The organism is Streptomyces sp. NPDC044106, assembly GCF_056433985.1.
Map to the genome: position 1 here is coordinate 89,978 of NZ_JBWKFZ010000023.1, position 21,504 is coordinate 111,481.

Below are 21,504 nucleotides of genomic sequence, written 5' to 3' on the forward strand. Positions count from 1 at the left end.
GCCGTTACACCGTCGCGTCCAGGTTCTTGGCGTACTCCTCGATGGCGGGGAGGTAACCCGCCAGTTCCGGATCGCTGCTCGTGGCGGCGAGCAGGGTCAGAAGCATCTTCATCGCCTCATGGGTCCGGCCGGTGTTGTACAACGCCATGGCCAGGAAAGTCTTGAGTGCGCCGTCATCGGGGAACTCCGCCGCGGCATCGGCCAGTGTGGCGACGGCTTCTTCGTAACGCCCCAATATCCGATAGGTACTGCCCAGACCCAGCAGAGCTCCGCGGCGATCGACGTCCGACAGGCCCGGCACACTGACCGCTCGTTCGTAATGCGGCACCGCCTCCGCCTCGAGGCCGAGTGTGTCGTGGACCCAGGCAGTCTGATACGCCACCTCCACGTCATGGGGGAGATGTGCGCAGAGCGCTACGAGTCGCTCCCTGGCTTCCTCGCGTCGGCCGGTCTCGCGTAGCCGAACGGCTTCCGACAGCAACCGATCCCTGTCCACACCAATATCTCCGAGCAACTCCCCGTCCCCTTCGCCGCGTTGCGATTCATGCCGTCCGTCCCGGCCGCAACGAAAACCGCAACCCATTCCGAACGGAAGCGCAGATGTCTGTCAAGTCCTGCTGTCGCCCTGCCCTGATGCCGTCACCGGGCCAATTCTTCCTCAAGCCAGGTACGTCCCCGGGTGCGCGGGCTGAGCCGTACGCCGGCCAGACGCGAGGTGAGCCGCTCGGCCTCGGCTTGCACCGCTTCCCGCGCATTTGTGCCGACGTCCTCAAGGAAGCCGCACACGACATCACCGTTGCCGTCCTGGGCCCAACCGCCGATGATGCGGCCGTTCCACCACACGGAGGGGCCGATGTTGCCGCTTCTGTCGAAGAGACGCGGGCCGTGCTCCCCGAGGAACCATTGGCGGTGCTGCCAGCCCATAGGGGTGGAGTCCAGCGCAGGCAGCAGAGCGGCCCACGGCTCGGGGCGGGGAGTCTCCTCGACGTCGTCGGGAAGCAGCAGCCCGGGCGCCCCCTCCAAGTCGACCTCGACGGGACGCAGTTCGGTCAGCGCCCGCTTCGTCTGGGTCTTGGTCCACCCGGCCCACCAGCGCAGGTCGTCCGCAGTGGCCGGACCGAACGCGCGCAGCCACCGCCGGGCGAACTCTGTCTCGGCCTCCTGGGTGTCCCAGTCGGCGAGGCCACCGGGAAACCAGTCCGTCAGCGGCGCCCATCGATACTGATGGGAGGCCCACGTTCCGCGCGGCCTTCCGCGTACTACGTGACCCTCGGCGGAGAGCAGCAGAAGGAGCCGGCTGGCCAGCTTCTGCCGGCCCTCGTAGCTCTTGCCGCGCGCCATGACCAGCTCGGTGCTCAGAAGAGGGTCGTCGCCGGCGAGTTCACTCGCCGTCGCCTCCCCCCGTCCCTTGAGAGCACGCAGCGCCACGTCCTCGGCCTGCACCAGCCAGGCCTCCACACCCGTCGCGTCATCGGCGACGCCGGCTTCGGCAAGCATCCGCAGGACGAGACGGCGCTCCCTCGTGGCAACTGCTCGCGAGCAGGCGGCCTGCAACACCGGAGCCACGTCCAGGGACGTCACGAAGACCGTGCGCCGCATCCCCATCAGGCGGATCAGGGACCGATCCTCGTACAGGGCACGCTCCACGTCCGCCACACGACCGTCCCGCATCCGGGCCCAGGCGCCGATGTACACCGACGACGGGTCGGTGCCGTGCAGGGCCAGCAGCGACCGGGCCACCTCGACCGGATCGTCCGACCTGGTCCGGGCGGTCAGCCGGTGGCGGAGCGCCAGCCTCGCCCGCCGCTCCGCTGCCTCGATCCGTCGCAATGCGCCTCCCACCCGGGATTGCCGCTGATCATCTGTCTGGTGTCGGACTGTCCATGTGGCGCTCCCCATACGGACGGAACAGCCCCTCCTGCACCACTGACACCAGGAGCCTGCCCTCAGCGTCGTAGATGCGGCCACGGGCGAGGCCCCGGCCCCCCGTGACGATGGGTGACTCCTGGTCGTAGAGGAACCACTCGTCGGCGCGGAAGGGGCGATGGAACCACATGGCGTGGTCGAGCGAGGCCATGTCGAAGCCCCGCGGGCCCCAGAGCGGCTCCACCGGGATGCGGACGGCGTCGAGGAGCGTCATGTCGCTCGCGTACGTGAGTGCGCAGGTATGCACGAGGGGGTCGTCGCCCAGTGGGCCGACGGCGCGCATCCACACCGCGCTGCGTGGCTCGGCGTCCTTGATCTCCTCGGCGGTCCAGCGCAGCCGTTCGACGTAGCGGATGTCGAAGGGCTGGCGCCGAGCCATGCGTTCCAGCTGCTCCGGCAGCGCGCCGAGGTGCTCCCTGATCTCCTCGGCGACCGTCGGCAGCGACTCCGGATCCGGAGCCGCGAGGCGCGGCGGCAATTGGTGTTCGAAGGCGCCCTGCTCGGGCTGGTGGAAGGAGGCGGTGAGATTGAAGATGGTGCGACCCTGCTGGACGGCGGTGACGCGGCGCGTGGTGAAGGAGCGCCCGTCCCTGACCCGTTCGACCTGGTACACGATGGGAACGCCCGGGCGACCCGGGCGCAGGAAGTACGCGTGGAGCGAGTGCACCGGGCGGTCGCCCTCGGTGGTCCTGCCCGCCGCCACCAGGGCTTGTCCTGCGACCTGTCCACCGAACACCCGCTGCAGGGATTCGTTCGGGCTGCGGCCCCGGAAGATGTTGACCTCGATCTGCTCCAGGTTCAGCAGGTCGACCAGCCGGTCGGCGGGATTGTTCATGACAGTTCCTCGACTTCTGTCCGGGAGACGCGGATCCTCGGGGCGCTCAGAGCTGGCCGACGTCCGTGACACGGACGATGGCGCGGCCCTCCTCGTCGGAAGCCGCGAGATCGACCTCCGCGCTGATGCCCCAGTCATGGTCGCCGTTCGGGTCGGCGAACGTCTGCCGGACGCGCCACAGACCGTGCTCGGGATCCTCCTCGATGAGCAGCAGCTTGGGGCCACGGGCATCGGGGCCGGTGCCGAGATCTTCGTACTCGTCCCAGTACTTGTCCATGGCCTCACCCCACGCATCCGCGTCCCAGCCGGATTCGGCGTCCAGCTCGCCCAGCTCCTCCACATGGTCGAGCGCGGCCAGCTCGACCCTGCGGAACAGCGCGTTGCGGACCAGGACGCGGAAGGCGCGGGCATTGGCGGTGACCGGCTTGACCTGGTCGGCCTTCTCCTGGGCCTCTTCGGCCGTCATGACCTCAGGGTTCGCCAGCTGCTCCCACTCGTCGAGGAGGCTGGAGTCGACCTGACGCACCATCTCGCCGAGCCAGGCGATCAGATCCTCCAGGTCCTCGGACTTCAGGTCGTCCGGGATGGTGTGCTCCAGGGCCTTGTACGCGCCCGCGAGGTAGCGCAGCACGATGCCTTCGGTGCGGGCGAGCTCGTAGAAGGACGTGAATTCGGTGAAGGACAACGCCCGCTCGTACATGTCCCGGATGACGGACTTCGGGGACAAGGGGTGGTCGCCGACCCACGGGTGGCTGGTGCGGTACGTGTTGTAGGCGTGGAAGAGCAACTCCTCCAGGGGCTTCGGGTACGTGATGTCCTGGAGCCGTTCCATCCGCTCCTCGTACTCGACACCGTCCGCTTTCATCAGGGCCACCGCTTCGCCCCGCGCCTTGTTCTGCTGGGCCGCGAGGATCTGGCGCGGGTCGTCGAGAGTGGACTCGACGACGGACACCATGTCCAGGGCGTACGAAGGGGACTCGGGGTCGAGCACTTCGAAGGCGGCGAGGGCGAACGTCGAAAGGGGCTGGTTGAGGGCGAAGTCCTGCTGAAGGTCGACCGTCAGGCGCACGATGCGGCCCGTGGCGTCCGGCTCGTCGAGCTTCTCCACCACGCCGCCGGCGAGGAGGGAGCGGTAGATCGCGATGGCCCGGCGGATGTGCCGCAGCTGCTGTTTGCGCGGTTCGTGATTGTCCTCGAGGAGATGGCGCATCGCCTTGAAGGCGTTGCCGGGCCGGGCGATCACGGAGAGCAGCATGGTGTGCGTGACGCGGAAGCGGGAGGTCAGCGGCTCCGGCTCAGATGCGATGAGCTTCTCGAAGGTGCTCTCGGACCAGGCGATGAAGCCCTCCGGCGCCTTCTTGCGGACCACCTTGCGGCGCTTCTTCGCATCGTCGCCGGCCTTGGCGAGGGCCTTCTCGTTCTCGATGACGTGCTCGGGCGCCTGGGCGACCACGAGTCCCGCCGTGTCGAAGCCCGCACGCCCGGCGCGCCCGGCGATCTGATGGAACTCCCGCGCCCGCAGCGTGCGGACCCGGGTGCCGTCGTACTTGGTGAGCGCCGTGAACAGCACGGTGCGGATCGGCACGTTGACGCCGACACCCAGGGTGTCCGTGCCACAGATGACCTTGAGAAGGCCCGCCTGGGCGAGCTTCTCCACCAGTCGTCGGTACTTGGGCAGCATGCCGGCGTGGTGCACGCCGATCCCGTGGCGCACGTACCGGGAGAGGTTGCGGCCGAACTTGGTGGTGAAGCGGAAGCTGCCGATGAGGTCGGCGATCTTGTCCTTCTCCTCGCGCGTGCACATGTTGATGCTCATCAGCGACTGCGCGCGCTCGACCGCCTGGGCCTGAGTGAAGTGCACGATGTAGACCGGCGCCTGCTTGGTCTCCAGGAGCTCGGTGAGCGTCTCGGTGATCGGCGTCAGACGGTATTCGTACGACAGCGGGACCGGGCGCGTCGCGGAACGGACGACCGAGGTGGGCCGGCCGGTGCGTCGTGTCAGGTCCTTCTCGAACATGCTGACGTCGCCGAGGGTCGCCGACATGAGGATGAACTGCGCCTGCGGGAGTTCAAGGAGCGGGATCTGCCAGGCCCACCCGCGGTCCGGCTCGGCGTAGAAGTGGAATTCATCCATCACGACCTGGCCGATGTCGGCGTGCTTGCCGTCCCGCAGCGCGATCGAGGCGAGGACCTCGGCCGTGCAGCAGATGACGGGGGCGTCGGCGTTGACCGACGCGTCGCCCGTCAGCATGCCGACGTTCTCGGTGCCGAAGAGTTTGCACAGGTCGAAGAACTTCTCCGACACCAGAGCCTTGATGGGCGCCGTGTAGAAGGTGACCTTGTCCTGGGCGAGCGCCGTGAAGTGGGCGCCCGCCGCGACCAGGCTCTTGCCGGACCCGGTCGGCGTGGACAAGATCACGTTCGCCCCGGAGACCACCTCGATCAGCGCCTCCTCCTGGGCCGGGTAGAGCGTGATGCCCTGGTCCTCGGCCCATGTCGAAAAGGCTTCGTAGAGGGCATCGGGGTCGGCATCCGGCGGCAGCTGATCGATAAGGGTCACACCCCCATCTTGCCTTCCTTCCCACCTGATCAGGGAACCGGACGTTCCCACGAAGATCACGAACGCTACGCTGTGTCGCCAACGGGGCGTCAGAAGACTGGAAATGGGGCGGGCAACAGCAATGATGGGACCGGCACACTCGCTGTCGGGGGCGGCAGCCTGGCTGGGGGTCGGTGCCGCTTCGGCGGCCGCGGGACACACGATGCCCTGGCCGGTCCTCCTCGTAGGAGCGCTGATCTGCGCCGGGGCGGCGCTCGCGCCCGATCTCGACCACAAGTCGGCGACCATCTCGCGGGCCTTCGGGCCACTCTCGCGGGGCCTGTGCGAAATTGTCGACAAACTCTCGTACGCCGTGTACAGGGCGACCCGCAAACAGGGGGACCCGCGTCGCTCCGGCGGTCACCGCACGCTCACGCACACCTGGCTGTGGGCGGTGCTGATAGGGGCGGGCGCATCGGCTCTGGCGATCTTCGGCGGACGCTGGGCGGTCCTCGCGATCCTCTTCGTCCACATGGTGCTCGCCATCGAAGGCCTGCTGTGGCGGGCGGCCCGCGGGTCGAGCAGCGATGTGCTGGTGTGGTTGCTCGCGGCGACGAGTGCCTGGATCCTCGCCGGAATCCTGGACGAGCCCGGCAACGGCTCGGACTGGATGTTCACCGCGCCTGGCCAGGAGTATCTGTGGCTGGGCCTGCCGATCGTGCTAGGTGCGCTGGTGCACGACATCGGGGATGCGCTGACCGTCTCCGGGTGCCCGATCCTGTGGCCCATCCCCATCGGCCGCAAGCGCTGGTACCCGATCGGACCGCCGAAGATGATGCGGTTCCGGGCCGGAAGCTGGATCGAGCTCAAGGTGCTCATGCCGGTGTTCATGCTGCTCGGGGGAGTGGGCGGCGCGGCCGCGCTCAACTTCATCTGAAGGCTGTTCTTCGAACGCAGGACGAAGACTTTGGCCGGGCGGGTCGTCGTCCTCGCAGGGATGGCCGCCCGCCCGGGGACGGCTGTTGCCCGGACGCAGACCAAGGCAAAGCCCGCCATCACTCAGGGTGCGGGCGGGTGCTCCCCATGCCAGGAGTGCCACAGCGCGGCGTAGCTGCCATCGGCTGCCACGAGCTCGTCGTGGGTGCCGAGCTCGGTCAGCCGGCCATCCTCGATGACCGCCTCGCGGTCCGCGTCGTGGGCCGTCTGCAGGCGGTGGGCGATGGCGATGACGGTGCGTCCGCGGAGGACGGCGGCCAGGGCCCGTTCCGTATGACGTGCCGTCGCCGGATCCAGGAGCGCGGTAGCCTCGTCGAGGATCAGCGTGTGCGGATCGGCGAGCACCACGCGAGCCAGTGCCAATTGCTGGGCCTGGGCGCTGTGCAACCGATGGCCCCCGGGGCCCAGCTCCGTGTCCAGCCCGTCCGGCAGGCCGCCGGACCAGTCGGCGCCGACCGCGGTCAGGGCGGCGCTCAGTTCGGTGTCCGTGGCGGACTCCGCCGCGATGAGCAGGTTGTCACGCACGGTGCCCAGGAAGACATGGTGTTCCTGCGTGACGAGGACGACCTGACGCCGCAGCCGCTCGGGCGGCAGCTCGACGATCGGCGTGCCGCCGACGGTCACCGCCCCTGCCGTAGGGGCGTCGATGCCTGCCAGGAGACGGCTGAGGGTACTTTTGCCCGCTCCCGAGGGGCCGACGATCGCCAGGCGTTCACCGGGGCGCACGGTGAGATCGACGCCGCGCAGGACCTCGCCACCGGCGCCGTACGCGAAGCGCACCCCGCGGATCTCGATGCGCTGGTGCTCGATCGTGCCCCCAGGTCCGGGGATCCGAGGGACGACGGGCGGGGTGGAGGGATCGGCCGGCTCGGCAGGGGCGGCGGCAAGGCCCTCGACCCGGGCGAAGGAGGCACCACTGCTCTGCAGCTGTTCGACCTGTTGAAGGATCGTGTCCAGCGGCTGGGAGAGCTGGCGCAGGTACAAAGCCGACGCGACCACCATGCCCAGGGATACGGAACCCTGCTCGTGCAGGGCGCCGCCGACGAGCAGCACGACGACGACCGGCACGGCGTACGAGATGTCGATGGAAGGGAAGAGAACGCTGCGCAGGAACAACGTCCGGTCGTGGGCAGTGAGGCACCGCTCGATCTCCGCCTCGATCTCCGCCTCGCTCTCCGTGACACGACGGCCCTGCAGACCGAAGGCCTCGACGGTGCGGGCTCCGGTCGCGGTGGCGGCGAGCACCTCCGCCAGCGAGGAGTGGGCCGCTCCCTGCTGGGGGTAGGCGGAGCGGGCCCGGCGCAGGTATCAGCGAGTAGCGAACCAGATGCCGGTGAGACCGAGCACGCCGCAGACACCGAGCAGCGGGTCGAGCAGGAAGACGGCGCAGAGAATGAACAGCGCCTGTACGGCCGCGACGAACACATCGGGGCCCGTATCCCGCAGCGCCTGCCCCGCGGTCGCCACGTCAGTGCTGCCGCGGGCCGTCAGGTCTCCCGCACCGGCCCGTTCCACGACCGAGGCGGGCAGGGCGAGCGCCCGGTCGACGAACTGTTCCCGGATACGGGCGAGGGTCCGCTCACCGAAACGGTGGGCGAGGTAGCGGGCGTGGCGCGCCAGGAGAAGCTGGGCGAGGGCTCCGGCGAGGATGCCGAGCGCCAGGCGGTCGACGGCGGAGACACCTCCGCCGTCCTTGACCGTGTTGATGATGCGCCCGAGCAGCCACGGTCCGACAAGGCCCGCGGCCGCGGCGAGCGCATTGAAGACGATCATCGTGATGAAGGCACCGGTGTCCTGGCGGATGAGGCGGACAGCGGCCTGGCGGACCTGGCGGCGGCTGGCTACAGGCAGGTGCCCGGCTCCGGGATCGGCCCCGTCGCCACGGCCGGCCGGCGTTGCGGGCGTCATCGGAGTGCCTCATGATCCGGCTCGGCGGAAGGGTGGGAAGGCGTGCGGTCTCGTGGCGCGTGCGGCTCATGCGCCACATCGCCCTCGCCCTCGTCGGCGTCGGCGTCGGCGTCGGGCAGCATCAAGCGCCGGTAGTCCGGGCGCCCGGCCAGCAGCTCGGTGTGCCGGCCGATGGCGGCGACACGGCCGTCGACCACGTAGTACACGACGTCGGCCTGGTCGAGTACGAGAGAGGAGGTGCTGGTGACGAGTGTGGTGCGGCCCTTGCGGGCGGCGCGCAGACGGGCCGCCATGGTTGCCGCGGTGTGGGCGTCGACTGCCGACGTGGGGTCGACGGCAAGGAGGACTTCCGGGTCGGCGACGAGGGCGCGGGCCAGCCGGACGCGCTGGCGTTGCCCGCCGGAGAGGTTGTGGCCGTGCGCATCGAGGATGGCGTCGAAGCCGTCCGGCAGTCCGAGGACGATGTCACGGGCCACGGCCGCGTCCACCGCGTGGGCGAGGGCGACCTCATCCGGGGACCGGCGCCCGGAGAGCGCCGCGCGCAGCGTACCGGCGAAGAGGTCGGCTTCGTTGTCCGCCACCAGGATCCGTGCGCGCACCTCGTCGAGTGCGACGGTGTCGAGGCGGACCGAACCCCAGGTGGCGGGGGAGGGCGCGAACCGGCCGAGGCGATCGACGATGTCTGTGCCATCCGAGGCACGAGCGCTGACGAGCGCGGTGAAGGTCCCGGGTGCCACCTCGACCCCGGACTGCGGGTCGCGCAGCACGGACGGTGCTCTGGGGGCAGGGAGCGGACGGGCGGACCCTCCGGGGAGTCTCGCACCGGCCGTGTCGCCACCACGCTCCAGGTTCAAGAAGTCCACGACGCGCCGCGCGGCGACCAGGCCTCGGCCGATGTCGTAGCCGCCCTCGATGAAGAATGTCACGGGCACCACGAGCACGGCGACATAGGCGTAGACAGCCACCAACTCGCCCACCGTGATGGTGCCCTGTGCGGCCATGCGCGCGGCGAGCCATGTCACGGCGGCCAGGAACAGGGTGGGCAGGCCGAGGCCGAAGGCCTGGATCCAGCTCATGCTCGACCCGACCCGGTAGCCCTCGTCCTGCAGCCTGCGCGAGGCCTCGCGGTAGCGGGTGGCGAATGCCCCCTTGCCGCCGAGTCCGTTGAGGACGCGGAGACCGCCCGCGAGGTCCCCGAGTATCGCGGCGAGTGTGCCCTGGCGCTCCCGGTAGTCCGTCTCCGCCCCCTGCAGCCGGCCGAGGAAAGGACCGATCAGTACAGCGAGCAGCGGCACGCCGACCAGCACCACCACGGCGAGCAGCGCGGAGACGGAGAGCGGCAGCGCGGCGCCGAGCCGGGTCGCGTGGCCGACGACGACACGCACCGTCCGGAAGTAGGCGTCGAGCCGGATCCTGGTCATCGTTCGGTGCCGCATGATCGCCAGCCAGGCGTTCAGGATTCCGATGCCGAGCAAGGCGGCGGACCAGCCGAGGAGGGCGGGCCGGTCGCCGGGCAGCAGGCCGTCGTCGATGGCGTGGGACAGGACGTACGGGGGAAGCGTCAGGCAGATCATCCAGGCGCTGCCCAGCAGCGCGCCCAGAGCGACGCGTTGGCGCTGGCTGACAATCGTCCACCAGAGGTAGCGGGCAGGCCCGCGACGGTCAGGGGTGCCGGGATCCGTGGGCGATGCAGCCATCCACGCACCCTGGCCATCCCTGTGTGGATGGTGGCAGGGCACCCCGGGCGCGAGTGCCCTCGCTCGCCCGTCGAACCACTGCGGCAGGATGCCGGGTGCTATCCGCCATCGGTTCAACTTCCGCCCGACGCTGACCGCACGGACGCCGACCGCATCCACACCGGCCGCATGCACGCCGACCGCACGCACATCGGTTCCATAAACGCGTGCCCCACGCCCACTAGCCTCACGTCCACAACTCCTACGCCCACACGTCCCACGTCCGAGCGCCCCGTGCCGCACGCGTGCCCCACCTTCGTGCCTCTCGCACGCCTCCTACCCGTGCCAGGACCGCCACAGTGCCGCGTACGCACCGTCAGCCGCCACCAGTTGGTCGTGGCTGCCCAGTTCGGTGATCCGGCCGTTTTCGACCACCGCGATCACGTCCGCGTCGTGTGCGGTGTGCAGTCGGTGGGCGATCGCCACGACGGTGCGGCCGTCCAGAACGCGGGCGAGGGAGCGTTCCAAGTGCCGTGCCGCGCGCGGGTCGAGGAGCGAGGTCGCCTCGTCCAGGACGAGGGTGTGCGGATCGGCGAGGACCAGTCGCGCCAGAGCGATCTGCTGCGCCTGTGCAGGCGTCAGCGCGAAGCCGCCGGAGCCGACCTCGGTGTCCAGACCGTCGTCGAGGGCCTGTGCCCAGTCGGCGGAGTCGACCGCGCCGAGCGCTGCCCAGAGTTCGGCGTCGCGTGCCCCGACCCTGGCGAGCAGGAGGTTGTCGCGCAGAGAGCCCACAAAGACGTGGTGCTCCTGGTTGACCAGGGCCACATGTGCGCGTACCTCCTCCGCGGGCATGGCGGACAAGGCGGCGCCGCCCAGGGTGACGCGGCCGGTCCGCGGTCCGTAGATCCCGGCGAGCAGCCTGCCGAGAGTGGACTTGCCCGCTCCGGACGGGCCGACCAGGGCCACGCGCGAGCCGGGTTCGACGGCGAGGGACACCTCGCGAAGGACGTCCACGCCCGCGCGGTAGCCGAAGTGCACGTCGTCGGCGAGCACGTGGCGCCCGTTCGGCACCACGGAGGCGTCGCCGCTGTCCGGCTCGATGTCGCGCACACCGACGAGCCGGCCGAGCGAGACCTGGGCGACCTGCAGCTCGTCGTACCAGCGCAGGATGATCCCGAGCGGGTCGACGAGCATCTGCGCGATCAGCACACCGGTGGTCAGCTGCCCCACGCCGATCCAGCCCTGGAGGACGAAGACACCGCCGATCATCAGAGTCGAGCAGAGCACGGTCGTGTGGGTGAAGTTGATGACCGGGAACAGGACCGAGCGCAGATAGAGGGTGTACCGCTCCCAGGCGGTCCACTCCTTGATGCGGCGCTCCGAGAGTTCGATGCGACGGGGACCGAGGCGGTGGGCCTCGACCGTGCGTCCGGCGTCGACGGTCTCGGTGAGGGCGGCGGCCACGGCGGCGTACCCGGCGGCCTCCGAACGGTAGGCGGACGGCGCGCGCTTGAAGTACCAGCGGCAGCCCACGACGAGCAGGGGTACGGCGACGAGTACGGCGGGCGCCAGCGGGGGCGCGGTCACCGTGAGACCGGCGAGCAGCAGCACGACCCACACCACACCGATGGCGAGTTGCGGCACGGCTTCGCGCATGGCGTTGGCGAGACGGTCGATGTCCGTGGTGATCCGGGAGAGGAGGTCGCCGGTACCGGCCCGTTCCAGGACGCCGGGCGGCAGCCCGACGGAGCGTACGAGGAAGTCCTCCCGCAGGTCCGCCAGCATCCGCTCGCCGAGCACCGCCCCGCGCAGCCGCACCTCGCGCACGAAGTAGGCCTGCACCACGAGCGCGAAAGCGAACAGCCCGATGGTGAGCCCCAGATGGAGGTCACGGGTGTCGTCCGAGACCTCCTCGACCAGGCCACCGAGCAGGTAGGGGCCTGCCATCGAGGCGACGACGGCGAGCGTGTTCACGAGGATGAGGAGCAGGAAGGACCGGCGGTGGCGCTGGAAGAGTTCGCCCACGTAGGCGCGCACGGTCGCGGTCGAGCCTATGGGCAGCGTCTCCGCCGTCGTGGGGAGGGCCGGATCGTAGGCCGGGGGAGCCAGGCCGGTCATGCCGTCTCCTCGATGTCGAAGTCTGTCAGGGCGGCTTGTGCGGTGACGCGTTCGGCGTCGGTCTCGCGAGTCACGACGACGCGGTACCGCGGTTCGTCGTGCATCAGTTCGCGGTGTTCGCCCACTGCCACGACCTTGCCGTCGGCCAGGAAGACGACACGTTCGGCGCGGTCCAGGAGCAGCGGCGACGAGGTGAGCACCACGGTGGTGCGTCCACGGCGCAGCTGCCGGATGCCGTCGGCGACCCGGGCCTCGGTGTGCGAGTCGACGGCGGACGTCGGCTCGTCGAGCACCAGTGCTTCCGGGTCGGTGACCAGCGAGCGGGCCAGGGCGAGGCGTTGGCGCTGGCCTCCGGAGAGGGAGCGGCCGCGCTCCGTGAGATGGGCGGCCATCGGGTCGTCGTCCACCGATGCCTGCGCCAGCGCGTCGAGCACGTCGCCGCACTGCGCCGCGGTCAGCGCCTCCGTAGGGCTGACCGCCCCTGAGCCCGGTACGTCGAGAAGTGCGCGGAGGGTCCCGGAGAGCAGGACGGGGTCCTTGTCCTGGACGAGGACGGCGGTGCGGGCGGTGTCCAGGGGCAGGTCGTCGAGCGGCACGCCGCCCAGGTGTACGGACGGCAGAGCGGCTGCCTCCTCGAACGCGGGGTGTCCGCCGAGCCGTTCGGCGAGTCGACCCGCCTCGTCGGGGTCGCCGCAGACCACGGCGGTGAGCCGTCCGGCCGGGGCGAGCAGGCCGGTCGCCGGGTCGTACAGGTCACCGGACGGCTCCAGCGGGCCTCCCGCGGGAAGCACCGGGTCGGCGCCCCGCCCTACGGAGTGCTCGCAGTCACCCCCGGCATCCCCAGCAACCCCAGCATCCCCGGCGCGGGCCTCACCTGTAGCACCCCCGGAAACCGCCTCCGTCGTCCGTCGCAGAGCCAGAACCCTCGCCGCCCGTGTCGCGGAGGGGCGCGAGAAGGAGTACGCCATGGCGATCTCCTCGAAGTGCCGCAGCGGGTAGTTGAGCATCATGATGGCGCTGTAGACGGTGACGAGCTCGCCCACCGTGATGCGGCCATCGCGGGCGAGATGGACGCCCTGCCAGACGACCGCGATGAGCAGCAGGCCCGGCATCAGAACCTGGATCGCCGAGATGGCGGCCCACATCCGGGCACTGCGCACCGCGGCGGTGCGGACCTCCTGGGACGCGCTGCGGTAGCGGTCGAGGAAGAGTTCCTCGCCGCCGATGCCGCGCAGTACCCGCAGGCCCGCGACGGTGTCGGAGGCCAGCTCGGTGGCCCGGCCCGCCTTCTCGCGCTGGAGGTCCGCCCGGCGTGTGGCGCGGGGCAGCAGCGGGAGCACGGCGAGCGCGAGCACCGGGATGCCCACCGCCACGACGACGCCGAGGGCGGGCTGGTAGAGGACGAGCCCGACGCAGACCAGGACGACCGTGAACGCGGCAGCCGCGAATCGCGACAGCGCCTCCACGAACCATCCGATCTTCTCGACGTCGCCGGTGGAGACCGCCACGACCTCACCGGCGGCGACGCGCCGGGTGAGCGCGGAGCCGAGCGCGGCCGTCTTGCGGGCGAGCAGCTGCTGCACCCGGGCGGCGGCCGTGATCCAGTTGGTGATGGCGGTGCGGTGCAGCATCGTGTCACCGACGGCGATGGCTATGCCGAGGAGGCCGATCAGTGCGCCCGAGAGGGCGAGCCGTGCACCGGAGCGGTCGAGTACGGCTTCGACGGCGACCCCGACCAGGTACGGCAGGCCGGCGATCGAGCTGAAGTGCAGCAGGCCCCAGGCGAGGGACTTGAGCTGTCCGCCCAACTGGTTGCGGCCGAGCCACAGCAAGAAGCGCGGTCCCGACCGGGCATCGGGGACGCCGGGGTCGGGATACGGAAGGTCGCGAATCTGCATGATGTCCCAGGACTCGGTGCGGCGGCCGTCGCTCCGGGCGATGACCGAGGAAGCGGACGGCGGTTACAAACCGTGAAAGGTTCACCTCGCGCGGTGGTCCGAAGCAAACGATTTTCCGTTCCGGGGTAAAGAATCGGCCCGGTCCCGGCCTCGGCCGCGGGGCTTGGCGGGGGTGCCGTGGCTCGGGTGCGACCATGGGCGGATGCGTATAGCCGGTGTGGTGCGAACGGTGGTCGTGGTAGCGGCCTGCGGTGTCCTCCTGACGTCCTGCGGGGACGGGGACGACAACGCTGCGGGGAAGGGTGAGGCCGGGCACGGCGGGAGCGCGGGGCAAGGCAGCGGCGCAGGAGCCGCCGATCTCCGGCGCATCCCAGACGTGGGCGACGGCCTGCAGTCCAGGATTCCGAAGAACTCCCGTCAGGTGGTAGCGGTCTACGGCGACGGCGTGGACTCGGCGAAGTCGACCGTCGTCCTCTACACGAAGTCGGGCGACAAGGACACGACCTGGCAGAAGTCCCGCAGCTGGCCCGCGCACAACGGCAAGAAGGGCTGGACCACCGACCACCACGAGAACGACAAGCGCAGCCCGGTCGGCGTGTTCACGCTCACCGACGCGGGAGGGGTGCTCGCGGACCCCGGCGCCAAGTTGCCCTACACGAAGTCGGCGTCCATCCAGGCCCCGCACTACTGGCCCAAGACGCACTGGCACGACTTCGACTACGTCATCGCCATCGACTACAACCGCGCCAAGGGGACTCCGCCGAACGACCCGACGCGCCCGCAGGGCCAGGCCAAGGGCGGCAGCATCTGGCTCCACATGGACCACGGCAGCGGCACTTCCGGTTGCGTGAGCCTGTCCAAGTCGGGGATGGAGTCCCTGCTGCGCACGCTCGACCCGAAGCAGCATCCGGTAGTGGTGATGGGGGACAGGGCCAACCTGCGGGCATGAGCCGGTGGTCAGCACCGTTGCGGTGATGGGCGATGGCCCATAGAAATCACCCATGAGAAGACGCGTCATGTCCATGCTCGTCGGGGCAGCCCTCGCCGCGAGCACCCTCCTCGGCGCGGGCCCAGCCGCGGCCGCCGCACCGCCGCCGGAGTTCGGCAGCGACTGGCACGACCCGGTCACCGCCGCACCACCAGTGCCGAAGCCGCACACCCGATCCTGCGAAGTCGCGGTCGCCGAAGCGCAGCTCAAGGACTTCACGCCGTACGTGGGAACGTACGACCCGCCGAAGCGGTGCGGTGAGGGACGCCCGGGGAAGTGGGGCAAGGTGGTGCTGCGCCTCGACGGAAAGGTCAAGGGACGGCAGTACGACCGTCTCGGCTACCTCCGCATCGGCGGTGTCGAAATCCTTCGCACGTCGACTCCGGAGCCGTCGGCGGACGGCATCACCTGGTCCGTGGAGAAGGACGTCACCCGATACAGCGAGACGCTGAGCCGCCACCAGCAGGTGGAGATGCTCATCGGGAACGTCGTCAACGACACGTACACAGGGATCATCGACGTCAAGGCAACGCTGACCTTCTACGAGCGGGAGAGCCGGGGCCACCGGCACACGCAGGCGCCGGCCCCCGACCGGGTCATCCCGCTGGGGGACAGCACCACCCTCACCACCCCGCGCAACAGCGAACGCATCGTCGCCGAGGTGTACGCCACCGGATCCGGCGGTGGGTGCGAGGAGTACTGGTATCTGACGGTGTCCGCTACCGCGCCCTACTCCTGCAAGGCCGACAACGGCCCCTACCGCGAGGTGCAGGTCAAGGTCGACGGGCAACTGGCGGGTGTCGCCGCGCCGTTCCCGACCGTGTGGACCGGCGGCTGGTCCAACCCCTTCCTCTGGTACGTGATCCCGGGGCCCCGTGCCTTCGACATCAAACCCGTCGAATACGACCTGACCCCGTTCGCCGGCATCCTCAACGACGGCCGTCCGCACCAGGTCGAGGTCTCCGTGGTCGGCGTCCCCGAGGCACAGACCGGCTGGAGCACCCCGGTCAACGTCCTGGTCTGGCAGGACGAGAAGAGCGACCACGTCACGGGCCGGCTGACCCGCCACCAAGAGGGCGCAGTCGCGAACGAGTCGACATACAGGCCGGGGTCCGGCGGGGAGGCGCACCGGCTGGACACGGAGGGTGGCCACCGGCTCAGCCTCTCGGGGTACGTGAAGACCTCCCACGGACGCGTGACGACGACCGTGACCCGCGCCCTCGCGAACACCTCCGTCCACCGCTGGACCGACGGTGAGGCGATGGACGCGCTCAAGGCCACCTGGACCGACCGGGAGACGGTCACGACGGACCACCGCGCCGTGCGCACCGACCGGACGTACACCATGGACGGCACGACGATCCTCGGCGCCGGTGACCGGCTGCGGACCACGATCTCCCTCGGTGACCGCGCCGAGAGCGTCACGACCGGTGATGGGCGGCGGAGCGACCGGGTGGTGCTCGACGACCGTTACGAAGGCGACGCGACGTACACCGCCAACGTGCCGCGCGATCAGCGGCATGCCGTGGGCACATCGCGCGAGCGCTACCGGCTCATCGGCGACGCGGGCTGTTACGACCGCACCCTCTCCACCGTTCAGGGGACCCTGACGGAGGACCGCCGACGCTGCTGAGAGCAGCGGGCGGGACGGGACCCGGGAGGGCTCGGCGGTCCGCGTACCGACGCCGAGCCCACCCGGGCCCGCATCAAGACCCGTGCCTCTTAGATCTTGCCCCTCGGTCGGCAGGGAGTCCCGGCTGCCTGCGTCACTCCTCCTTCGGCTTCTCCGAGTCCAGGCCCGGCCGGGCCTTCTTCCACAGGCCGCGCGTGAAGTCGGGGATCGCCTGCGGCGCGCCCTTCGCCTTGATCGACAGATGGCTGAGCGGCACGGGGGACGTCCAGGTCGCGGCGTCGTACACGTCGAAGTCCGGCACCAGACCGAGCCGCATGGTCTGCATCAGGCGGAAGATCATGATGTAGTCCATGCCGCCGTGCCCGCCGGGCGGGTTGGCATGCTCCTTCCACAACCAGTGGTCGAAGTCGGCGTACGCGGCGAAGTCGCCCCATTCGTCGTCCGTGTGGTCGGGCTCGATGTAGATGCGCTCCGGGTAGTCCTCGAAGACGCCCCGTGTGCCGCCGAGGCTGTTGATGCGGCTGTAGGGATGGGGCGTGGAGACGTCATGCTCCAGACGGATGACCCGCCCCTTCGCCGTCTGGACGAGGCTGATCGTGCGGTCGCTCTCGATGTACGTCTCCTTCCAGCTCGGGTCACCCGCGGGCATGTGTTCCTTGCGGTACTGGGCGAGGCCGAGGGAGGGCGTTCCGAAGCTGGAGATGTGCGTGACGCGGTCACCGCGGTTGACGTCCATGTAGTTGGCGACCGGACCGAAGCCGTGGTTCGGGTAGAGGTCGCCGCGCAGTCGGGTGTGCCACAGGCGCCGCCAGGGACCCTCGTAGTAGTCGGGGTCGAACATGAGGCCGCGCAGGTCGTGGTTGTAAGCGCCCGCGCCGTGCAGCAGATCGCCGAACTTGCCCGCGTGCGCCATCCGCAGGACACGCATCTCGTTCTTCCCGTAACAGCAGTTCTCGAGCTGCATGCAGTGTCTGCGGGTGCGCTCGGAGAGGTCCACGAGCTCCCACAGCTCGTCCAGCCGCAGGGCGATGGGGCACTCCACGCCAACGTGCTTGCCGTTCAGCATCGCCGACTTGGCCATCTCGAAGTGGAAGTCCCAGGGCGACGCCACGTACACGAAGTCGATGTCCCCGCGCTTGCACAGGTTCTCGTAGTCGTGTTCGCCCTTGGTGTACGTCGCCGGTGCGGGCTGGCCCGCGGCCGTGACCTTCTTCGCGGCCGCCGCGGTCTTCTCCTTGACCGGGTCGCAGAGCGCGACGACGCGAACGCCCGGTATCGCGAGGAACAGGTCGATCATGCTGCCGCCGCGGTTGCCGAGCCCGATGATCCCGACCCGGACCGTGGAGCGCCGCTGGAACGGCACGCCGATCATGGTCTTGCCCCGACGGGTAGGGCTCTGAGCCGTGTCCGACACGGCGTTGGCCGCGGCGGCGGGGGTGCCGGCGGCCGGGGTTTCGGCGTGCGCCGTGCCGCCCGCGAAGGCGCCGACCCCCAGGCCGGCGCCGGCGAGGCCCGCGGTCCGGAGCACCGCGCGGCGCGAGCGGCCGCTTCCCCTCGCGCCCTCGGCGGAGTCGTCGGGGTGGGCGCCGTCAGGCGTCGGTGTCGCGTTCTCGTCGTGCATCGGACCTCCGTAGCTGAAAGGCGGCTGGTCTCTGCCACTGGGGCGGAAGCCACCCTTACGGGGGTGCGAGCGGGGCGCAAGGGACCGAAGTGGTCGGGCAGTTGGACTTATCGGACCGGTACCGGTACCGGTACCGGTACCGGGAGCAGTGCCAGGGCCAGTGCCTCCGTCAGTACCTGGGCTCTTCGGGCGCCGTAGGACGGGTCGCGCGCTCCAGCTCCAGGAGCACGGAGTAGTAGCCGCGGCCCGTCGCGTGGTCCATGCCGACCTCACACATGCGGTTGGCCGAGAGATGGGCGTCGAAGGAGCGGGACAGGACCTCCGCGGCCTCCTTGCGCGTGGCCGACTCCGTGAGCTCCTTGTGCAGCATGCCGCGGTCGCCCGCGAAGGCACAGCAGCCGGCGTCGTCCGGGACCACCACCTCGTCCGCGCATGCCTCGGCCACGGTACGGAGCCGCGCCTCGTCGCCGAGGTGCTGCATGGAGCAGGTGGGATGCAACACGGCGGAACCGACCGTGCGGCGCACCGTCAGACGCGGAAGGAGTTCGTCGGCGGCCCAGACGATCGAGTCGACGACGGTCAGCTCGCGGTGCAGCTCGCGGTTGTGCGGTGTCAGATAGGGCACGACCTCGTGCGCGATGCCGAGCGTGCAGGACGAGGCGTCGACGACCAGGGGCAGGCGGCCGCCCGCGGTCCAGCCCCAGACCGCGTCGACGATGCGGTTGGCCATGATCCTGTTGCCCGCCTCGTACCCCTTGGAGTGCCAGATCGTCGCGCAGCACGTGCCCGCGACGTCGTCCGGGATCCAGACCGGCCGCCCCGCGCGCGCGGAGACGGCGACCACGGCCTGCGCCAGGGAGAGGTCGCCGGGGCCGCCGAAGATGCGGTTGACGCACGCCGGGTAGTAGACGGCCGCGGCGTCCACGCGCGTGGTACGCGGCAGCCTGCGCGCGGCTGCTCCGGGGATCCGCGGCAGCCACTCGGGGACGAGGTCGGGGCGCACGGCCTTGCGGGCGGCGCGGGTCACCGCGGTGAGCAGGCGGTCACCGATCCTGTCGGCGGCCGCCACCGCGAGCCGGGCGGACGCCTCGACGGCCTTGAAGTTCTTCGCGGCGAACGCGGCCGTCCTCTCCTCGCGCGGCGAGTGCCGCGCATGCCGGAAGTCCTTCATCAGGGCACCCGTGTCGATGCCGACGGGACAGGCGATCCCGCAGGTCGAGTCGCCCGCGCAGGTGTCCACGGCGTCGTAGCCGTACGCCTCGACGAGGCCGTCCTCGACCGGGGAGCCCGCGGGCTGGCGCACCATTTCGCGGCGCAGCACGATGCGTTGGCGCGGCGTCGTGGTCAAGTCACCGCTGGGGCAGGTCGGTTCGCAGAAGCCGCACTCGATGCAGGGGTCGGCGATCGGCTCCACCTTGGGGATGGTCTTGAGGCCGCGCAGATGGGCCTTCGGGCCACGGTCGAGGACGATGCGCGGAGCGAGGATCCCGTCCGGATCGATGACCTGTTTCGTGCGCCACATCAACTCCGTTGCCCGCGGCCCCCATTCGAGTTCCAGAAACGGTGCGATGTTGCGGCCCGTGGCGTGCTCGGCCTTGAGCGAACCGTCGAATCGCTCGACGGTCAGGCGGCAGAACGCGTCCATGAAGGCGGCGTAGCGCTCCACGTCGGAGGGGACCGCAGCGTCGAAGGCGAGCAGGAAGTGGAGGTTGCCGTGCGCCGCGTGGCCCGCGACGGCGGCGTCGAAGCCGTGCCGGGTCTGGAGATCGAGGAGCGCCTCGCAGGCCTCGGCGAGCCGGCCCGGCGGAACCGCGAAGTCCTCCGTGATCAGTGTCGTCCCCGAGGGGCGCGAGCCGCCGACGGCGGTGACGAACGCCTTGCGCGCCTTCCAGTAACCACCGATCGTCTTCGCGTCGCGCGTGAACGTGTTGGTCACCGAGGCGACGGGTGCGACGAGTTCGAGTCCTTCGAGGGCCCGCGCGGCGGCCGACTCGTACGCGGTCTGGGCGGCCTCGTCCGGAGCGCGGAACTCCACGAGGAGGGCCGCCGTCGACTTCGGAAGACCGGCCCAGTCGGCGGGCACCCCCTGAACGCTCACCGAAGCGCGCAGGGTGTTGCCGTCCATCAGCTCGACGGCGAGTGCGCCCGCCGCGTTGAACAGCGGAACCGCGGCGGCGGCAGCGGGCAGCGAGGGGAAAAAGAGGAGGGCGGTGCTCGTGTGCCGGTCCAGCGGCAACGTGTCGAAGACGATCTCGGAGATGAAACCGAAGGTGCCTTCGGAACCGACCATCAGGCCGCGCAGGATCTCCACGGGGGTCGAGCCGTCGAGGAAGGCGTCCAGGCGGTAGCCGTTGGTGTTCTTGATCTCGTACTTGGCGCGGATGCGGGCCACCAGCCCGGCGTCGGCCTCGATCTCACGCTTGATCGCCAGCAGGCCCTCGCACAGGGCCGGTTCCGCGCGGGCCAGCTGTGCGTCGGCGTCCTCTTCGGCCGTGTCCACGACCGTTCCGGAGGGGAGGACGAAGGTCAGCGAGGCCACCGTGCGGTAGGAGTTGCGGGTGGTGCCCGCGGTCATGCCCGAGGCGTTGTTCGCGACGACGCCACCGACGGTGCAGGCGATGGCGCTCGCAGGGTCGGGGCCGAGCACCCGGCCGAACCGGGCGAGAGCGGCGTTGGCGCGCACGACCGTCGTGCCGGGTCCGATGCGGGCCCGCTCGCCGGCACCGAGCACCTCGACGCCCGACCAGTGCTTGCGCACGTCGACCAGGATGTCCTCGCCCTGGGCCTGGCCGTTCAGTGACGTGCCCGCCGCCCGGAAGACCACGTCGCGGCCTCTGCCGTGCGCGTACGAGAGGACGGCGGACACGTCGTCGATGTCCTCGGGGACGACCACGACCTGCGGCACGAAGCGGTAGGGGCTGGCGTCCGAGGCGTACCGCACCAGGTCGGAGACGTGCGTCAGGACCTTCTCCGCGCCGAGCAGCGCGGTCAGTTCGGAGCGCAGCGGCTCCGGTGTGCCCGGGGCCAGCCGGTCCGGCACCCGGTCGTGGGACGGGCCCCGCGTGCGCGAGGCGGGACCGGGGCGCAGGGCGTCCGGCTCGGGCTCCAGCAGTGGCATGAGCACTCCTCGGCGGTTGCGGCGGCCTGCCCATCGCCCTCGGCACGGGTACCGGCGGCGATGTCCGGTGGACCGATGGTGTCAGAGCCTGTGTCATATCCCCGGCCGGGTGGTCGCCGCCTGGCACGCACGCTCGCCGCGTTGCCGAAAAGCCCTAGGGGGCGTCTTCAAAGATCGTCTTGTGTGATGGATCATGTTTGCCGTGGTGCGCCGTCATGAACTCTCCGATGATGAATGGGCCGTGCTGT

Annotated in this window: 12 protein-coding genes and 1 pseudogene; 3 read left to right on the forward strand and 10 right to left on the reverse strand. The window is 70.2% G+C overall.

What is annotated here, in order from left to right:
- Nucleotides 1–4: 4 nt before the first annotated feature.
- Genes AC07DI_RS32590 through AC07DI_RS32605 form a run of 4 tightly spaced genes read right to left on the reverse strand, consistent with a single transcriptional unit; the run spans nucleotide 5 to nucleotide 5,381 of the window.
- On the reverse strand, nucleotides 5–583 hold the full coding sequence (locus AC07DI_RS32590) for a tetratricopeptide repeat protein (RefSeq protein WP_478908087.1): 579 nt from the start codon (nucleotides 581–583) through the stop codon (nucleotides 5–7).
- Nucleotides 584–639: 56 nt separating this feature from the next.
- Complete coding sequence (locus tag AC07DI_RS32595) at nucleotides 640–1,821, reverse strand: winged helix DNA-binding domain-containing protein (RefSeq protein ID WP_478908112.1); 1,182 nt, start codon at nucleotides 1,819–1,821, stop codon at nucleotides 640–642.
- 37 nt (nucleotides 1,822–1,858) lie between these two features.
- A complete protein-coding gene (locus AC07DI_RS32600; RefSeq protein WP_384253219.1) occupies nucleotides 1,859–2,761 on the reverse strand; it encodes an acyl-CoA thioesterase in 903 nt (300 codons plus the stop codon).
- A 46-nt stretch (nucleotides 2,762–2,807) separates the two neighbouring features.
- A complete protein-coding gene (locus AC07DI_RS32605) occupies nucleotides 2,808–5,381 on the reverse strand; it encodes a DEAD/DEAH box helicase (protein ID WP_384253216.1) in 2,574 nt (857 codons plus the stop codon).
- Between the two features lie 61 nt (nucleotides 5,382–5,442).
- On the opposite strand from AC07DI_RS32605, the gene AC07DI_RS32610 reads away from it, so the two are divergent.
- Nucleotides 5,443–6,237, forward strand: a complete 795-nt coding sequence (locus tag AC07DI_RS32610; protein ID WP_478908090.1) for a metal-dependent hydrolase — start codon at nucleotides 5,443–5,445, stop codon at nucleotides 6,235–6,237.
- A 122-nt stretch (nucleotides 6,238–6,359) separates the two neighbouring features.
- Here AC07DI_RS32610 and AC07DI_RS32615 read toward each other — a convergent pair.
- The 4 genes and pseudogenes from AC07DI_RS32615 to AC07DI_RS32630 form a co-directional block, all read right to left on the reverse strand.
- Nucleotides 6,360–8,204 (reverse strand): annotated as a pseudogene (locus tag AC07DI_RS32615) (ABC transporter ATP-binding protein).
- Nucleotides 8,201–9,901, reverse strand: coding sequence for an ABC transporter transmembrane domain-containing protein (locus AC07DI_RS32620; RefSeq protein ID WP_478908091.1), 1,701 nt, complete (start codon nucleotides 9,899–9,901; stop codon nucleotides 8,201–8,203). The pseudogene AC07DI_RS32615 and the gene AC07DI_RS32620 overlap by 4 nt, the downstream one beginning before the upstream one ends.
- A 315-nt stretch (nucleotides 9,902–10,216) precedes the next feature.
- A complete protein-coding gene (locus tag AC07DI_RS32625) occupies nucleotides 10,217–11,998 on the reverse strand; it encodes an ABC transporter ATP-binding protein (protein WP_478908093.1) in 1,782 nt (593 codons plus the stop codon).
- Nucleotides 11,995–13,896 carry an ABC transporter transmembrane domain-containing protein gene (locus AC07DI_RS32630; protein WP_478908095.1) on the reverse strand — a complete coding sequence of 634 codons (1,902 nt, stop codon included), beginning with the start codon at nucleotides 13,894–13,896 and terminating at the stop codon, nucleotides 11,995–11,997. Before AC07DI_RS32630 ends, AC07DI_RS32625 begins: the two co-directional genes overlap by 4 nt.
- 202 nt (nucleotides 13,897–14,098) lie before the next feature.
- On the opposite strand from AC07DI_RS32630, the gene AC07DI_RS32635 reads away from it, so the two are divergent.
- Together AC07DI_RS32635 and AC07DI_RS32640 are read left to right on the forward strand one after the other, a co-directional pair.
- Nucleotides 14,099–14,845, forward strand: coding sequence for a L,D-transpeptidase family protein (locus AC07DI_RS32635; RefSeq protein WP_478908097.1), 747 nt, complete (start codon nucleotides 14,099–14,101; stop codon nucleotides 14,843–14,845).
- A 52-nt stretch (nucleotides 14,846–14,897) separates the two neighbouring features.
- A complete protein-coding gene (locus tag AC07DI_RS32640) occupies nucleotides 14,898–16,517 on the forward strand; it encodes a peptide-N4-asparagine amidase (RefSeq protein ID WP_478908099.1) in 1,620 nt (539 codons plus the stop codon).
- A gap of 133 nt (nucleotides 16,518–16,650) precedes the next feature.
- On the opposite strand, the gene AC07DI_RS32645 is transcribed toward AC07DI_RS32640, so the two are convergent.
- Both AC07DI_RS32645 and AC07DI_RS32650 read right to left on the reverse strand, forming a co-directional pair.
- Nucleotides 16,651–18,138 carry a Gfo/Idh/MocA family protein gene (locus AC07DI_RS32645; RefSeq protein ID WP_478908101.1) on the reverse strand — a complete coding sequence of 496 codons (1,488 nt, stop codon included), beginning with the start codon at nucleotides 18,136–18,138 and terminating at the stop codon, nucleotides 16,651–16,653.
- Nucleotides 18,139–18,307: 169 nt separating this feature from the next.
- A complete protein-coding gene (locus AC07DI_RS32650; RefSeq protein WP_478908103.1) occupies nucleotides 18,308–21,256 on the reverse strand; it encodes an FAD-binding and (Fe-S)-binding domain-containing protein in 2,949 nt (982 codons plus the stop codon).
- Nucleotides 21,257–21,504: the final 248 nt, after the last annotated feature.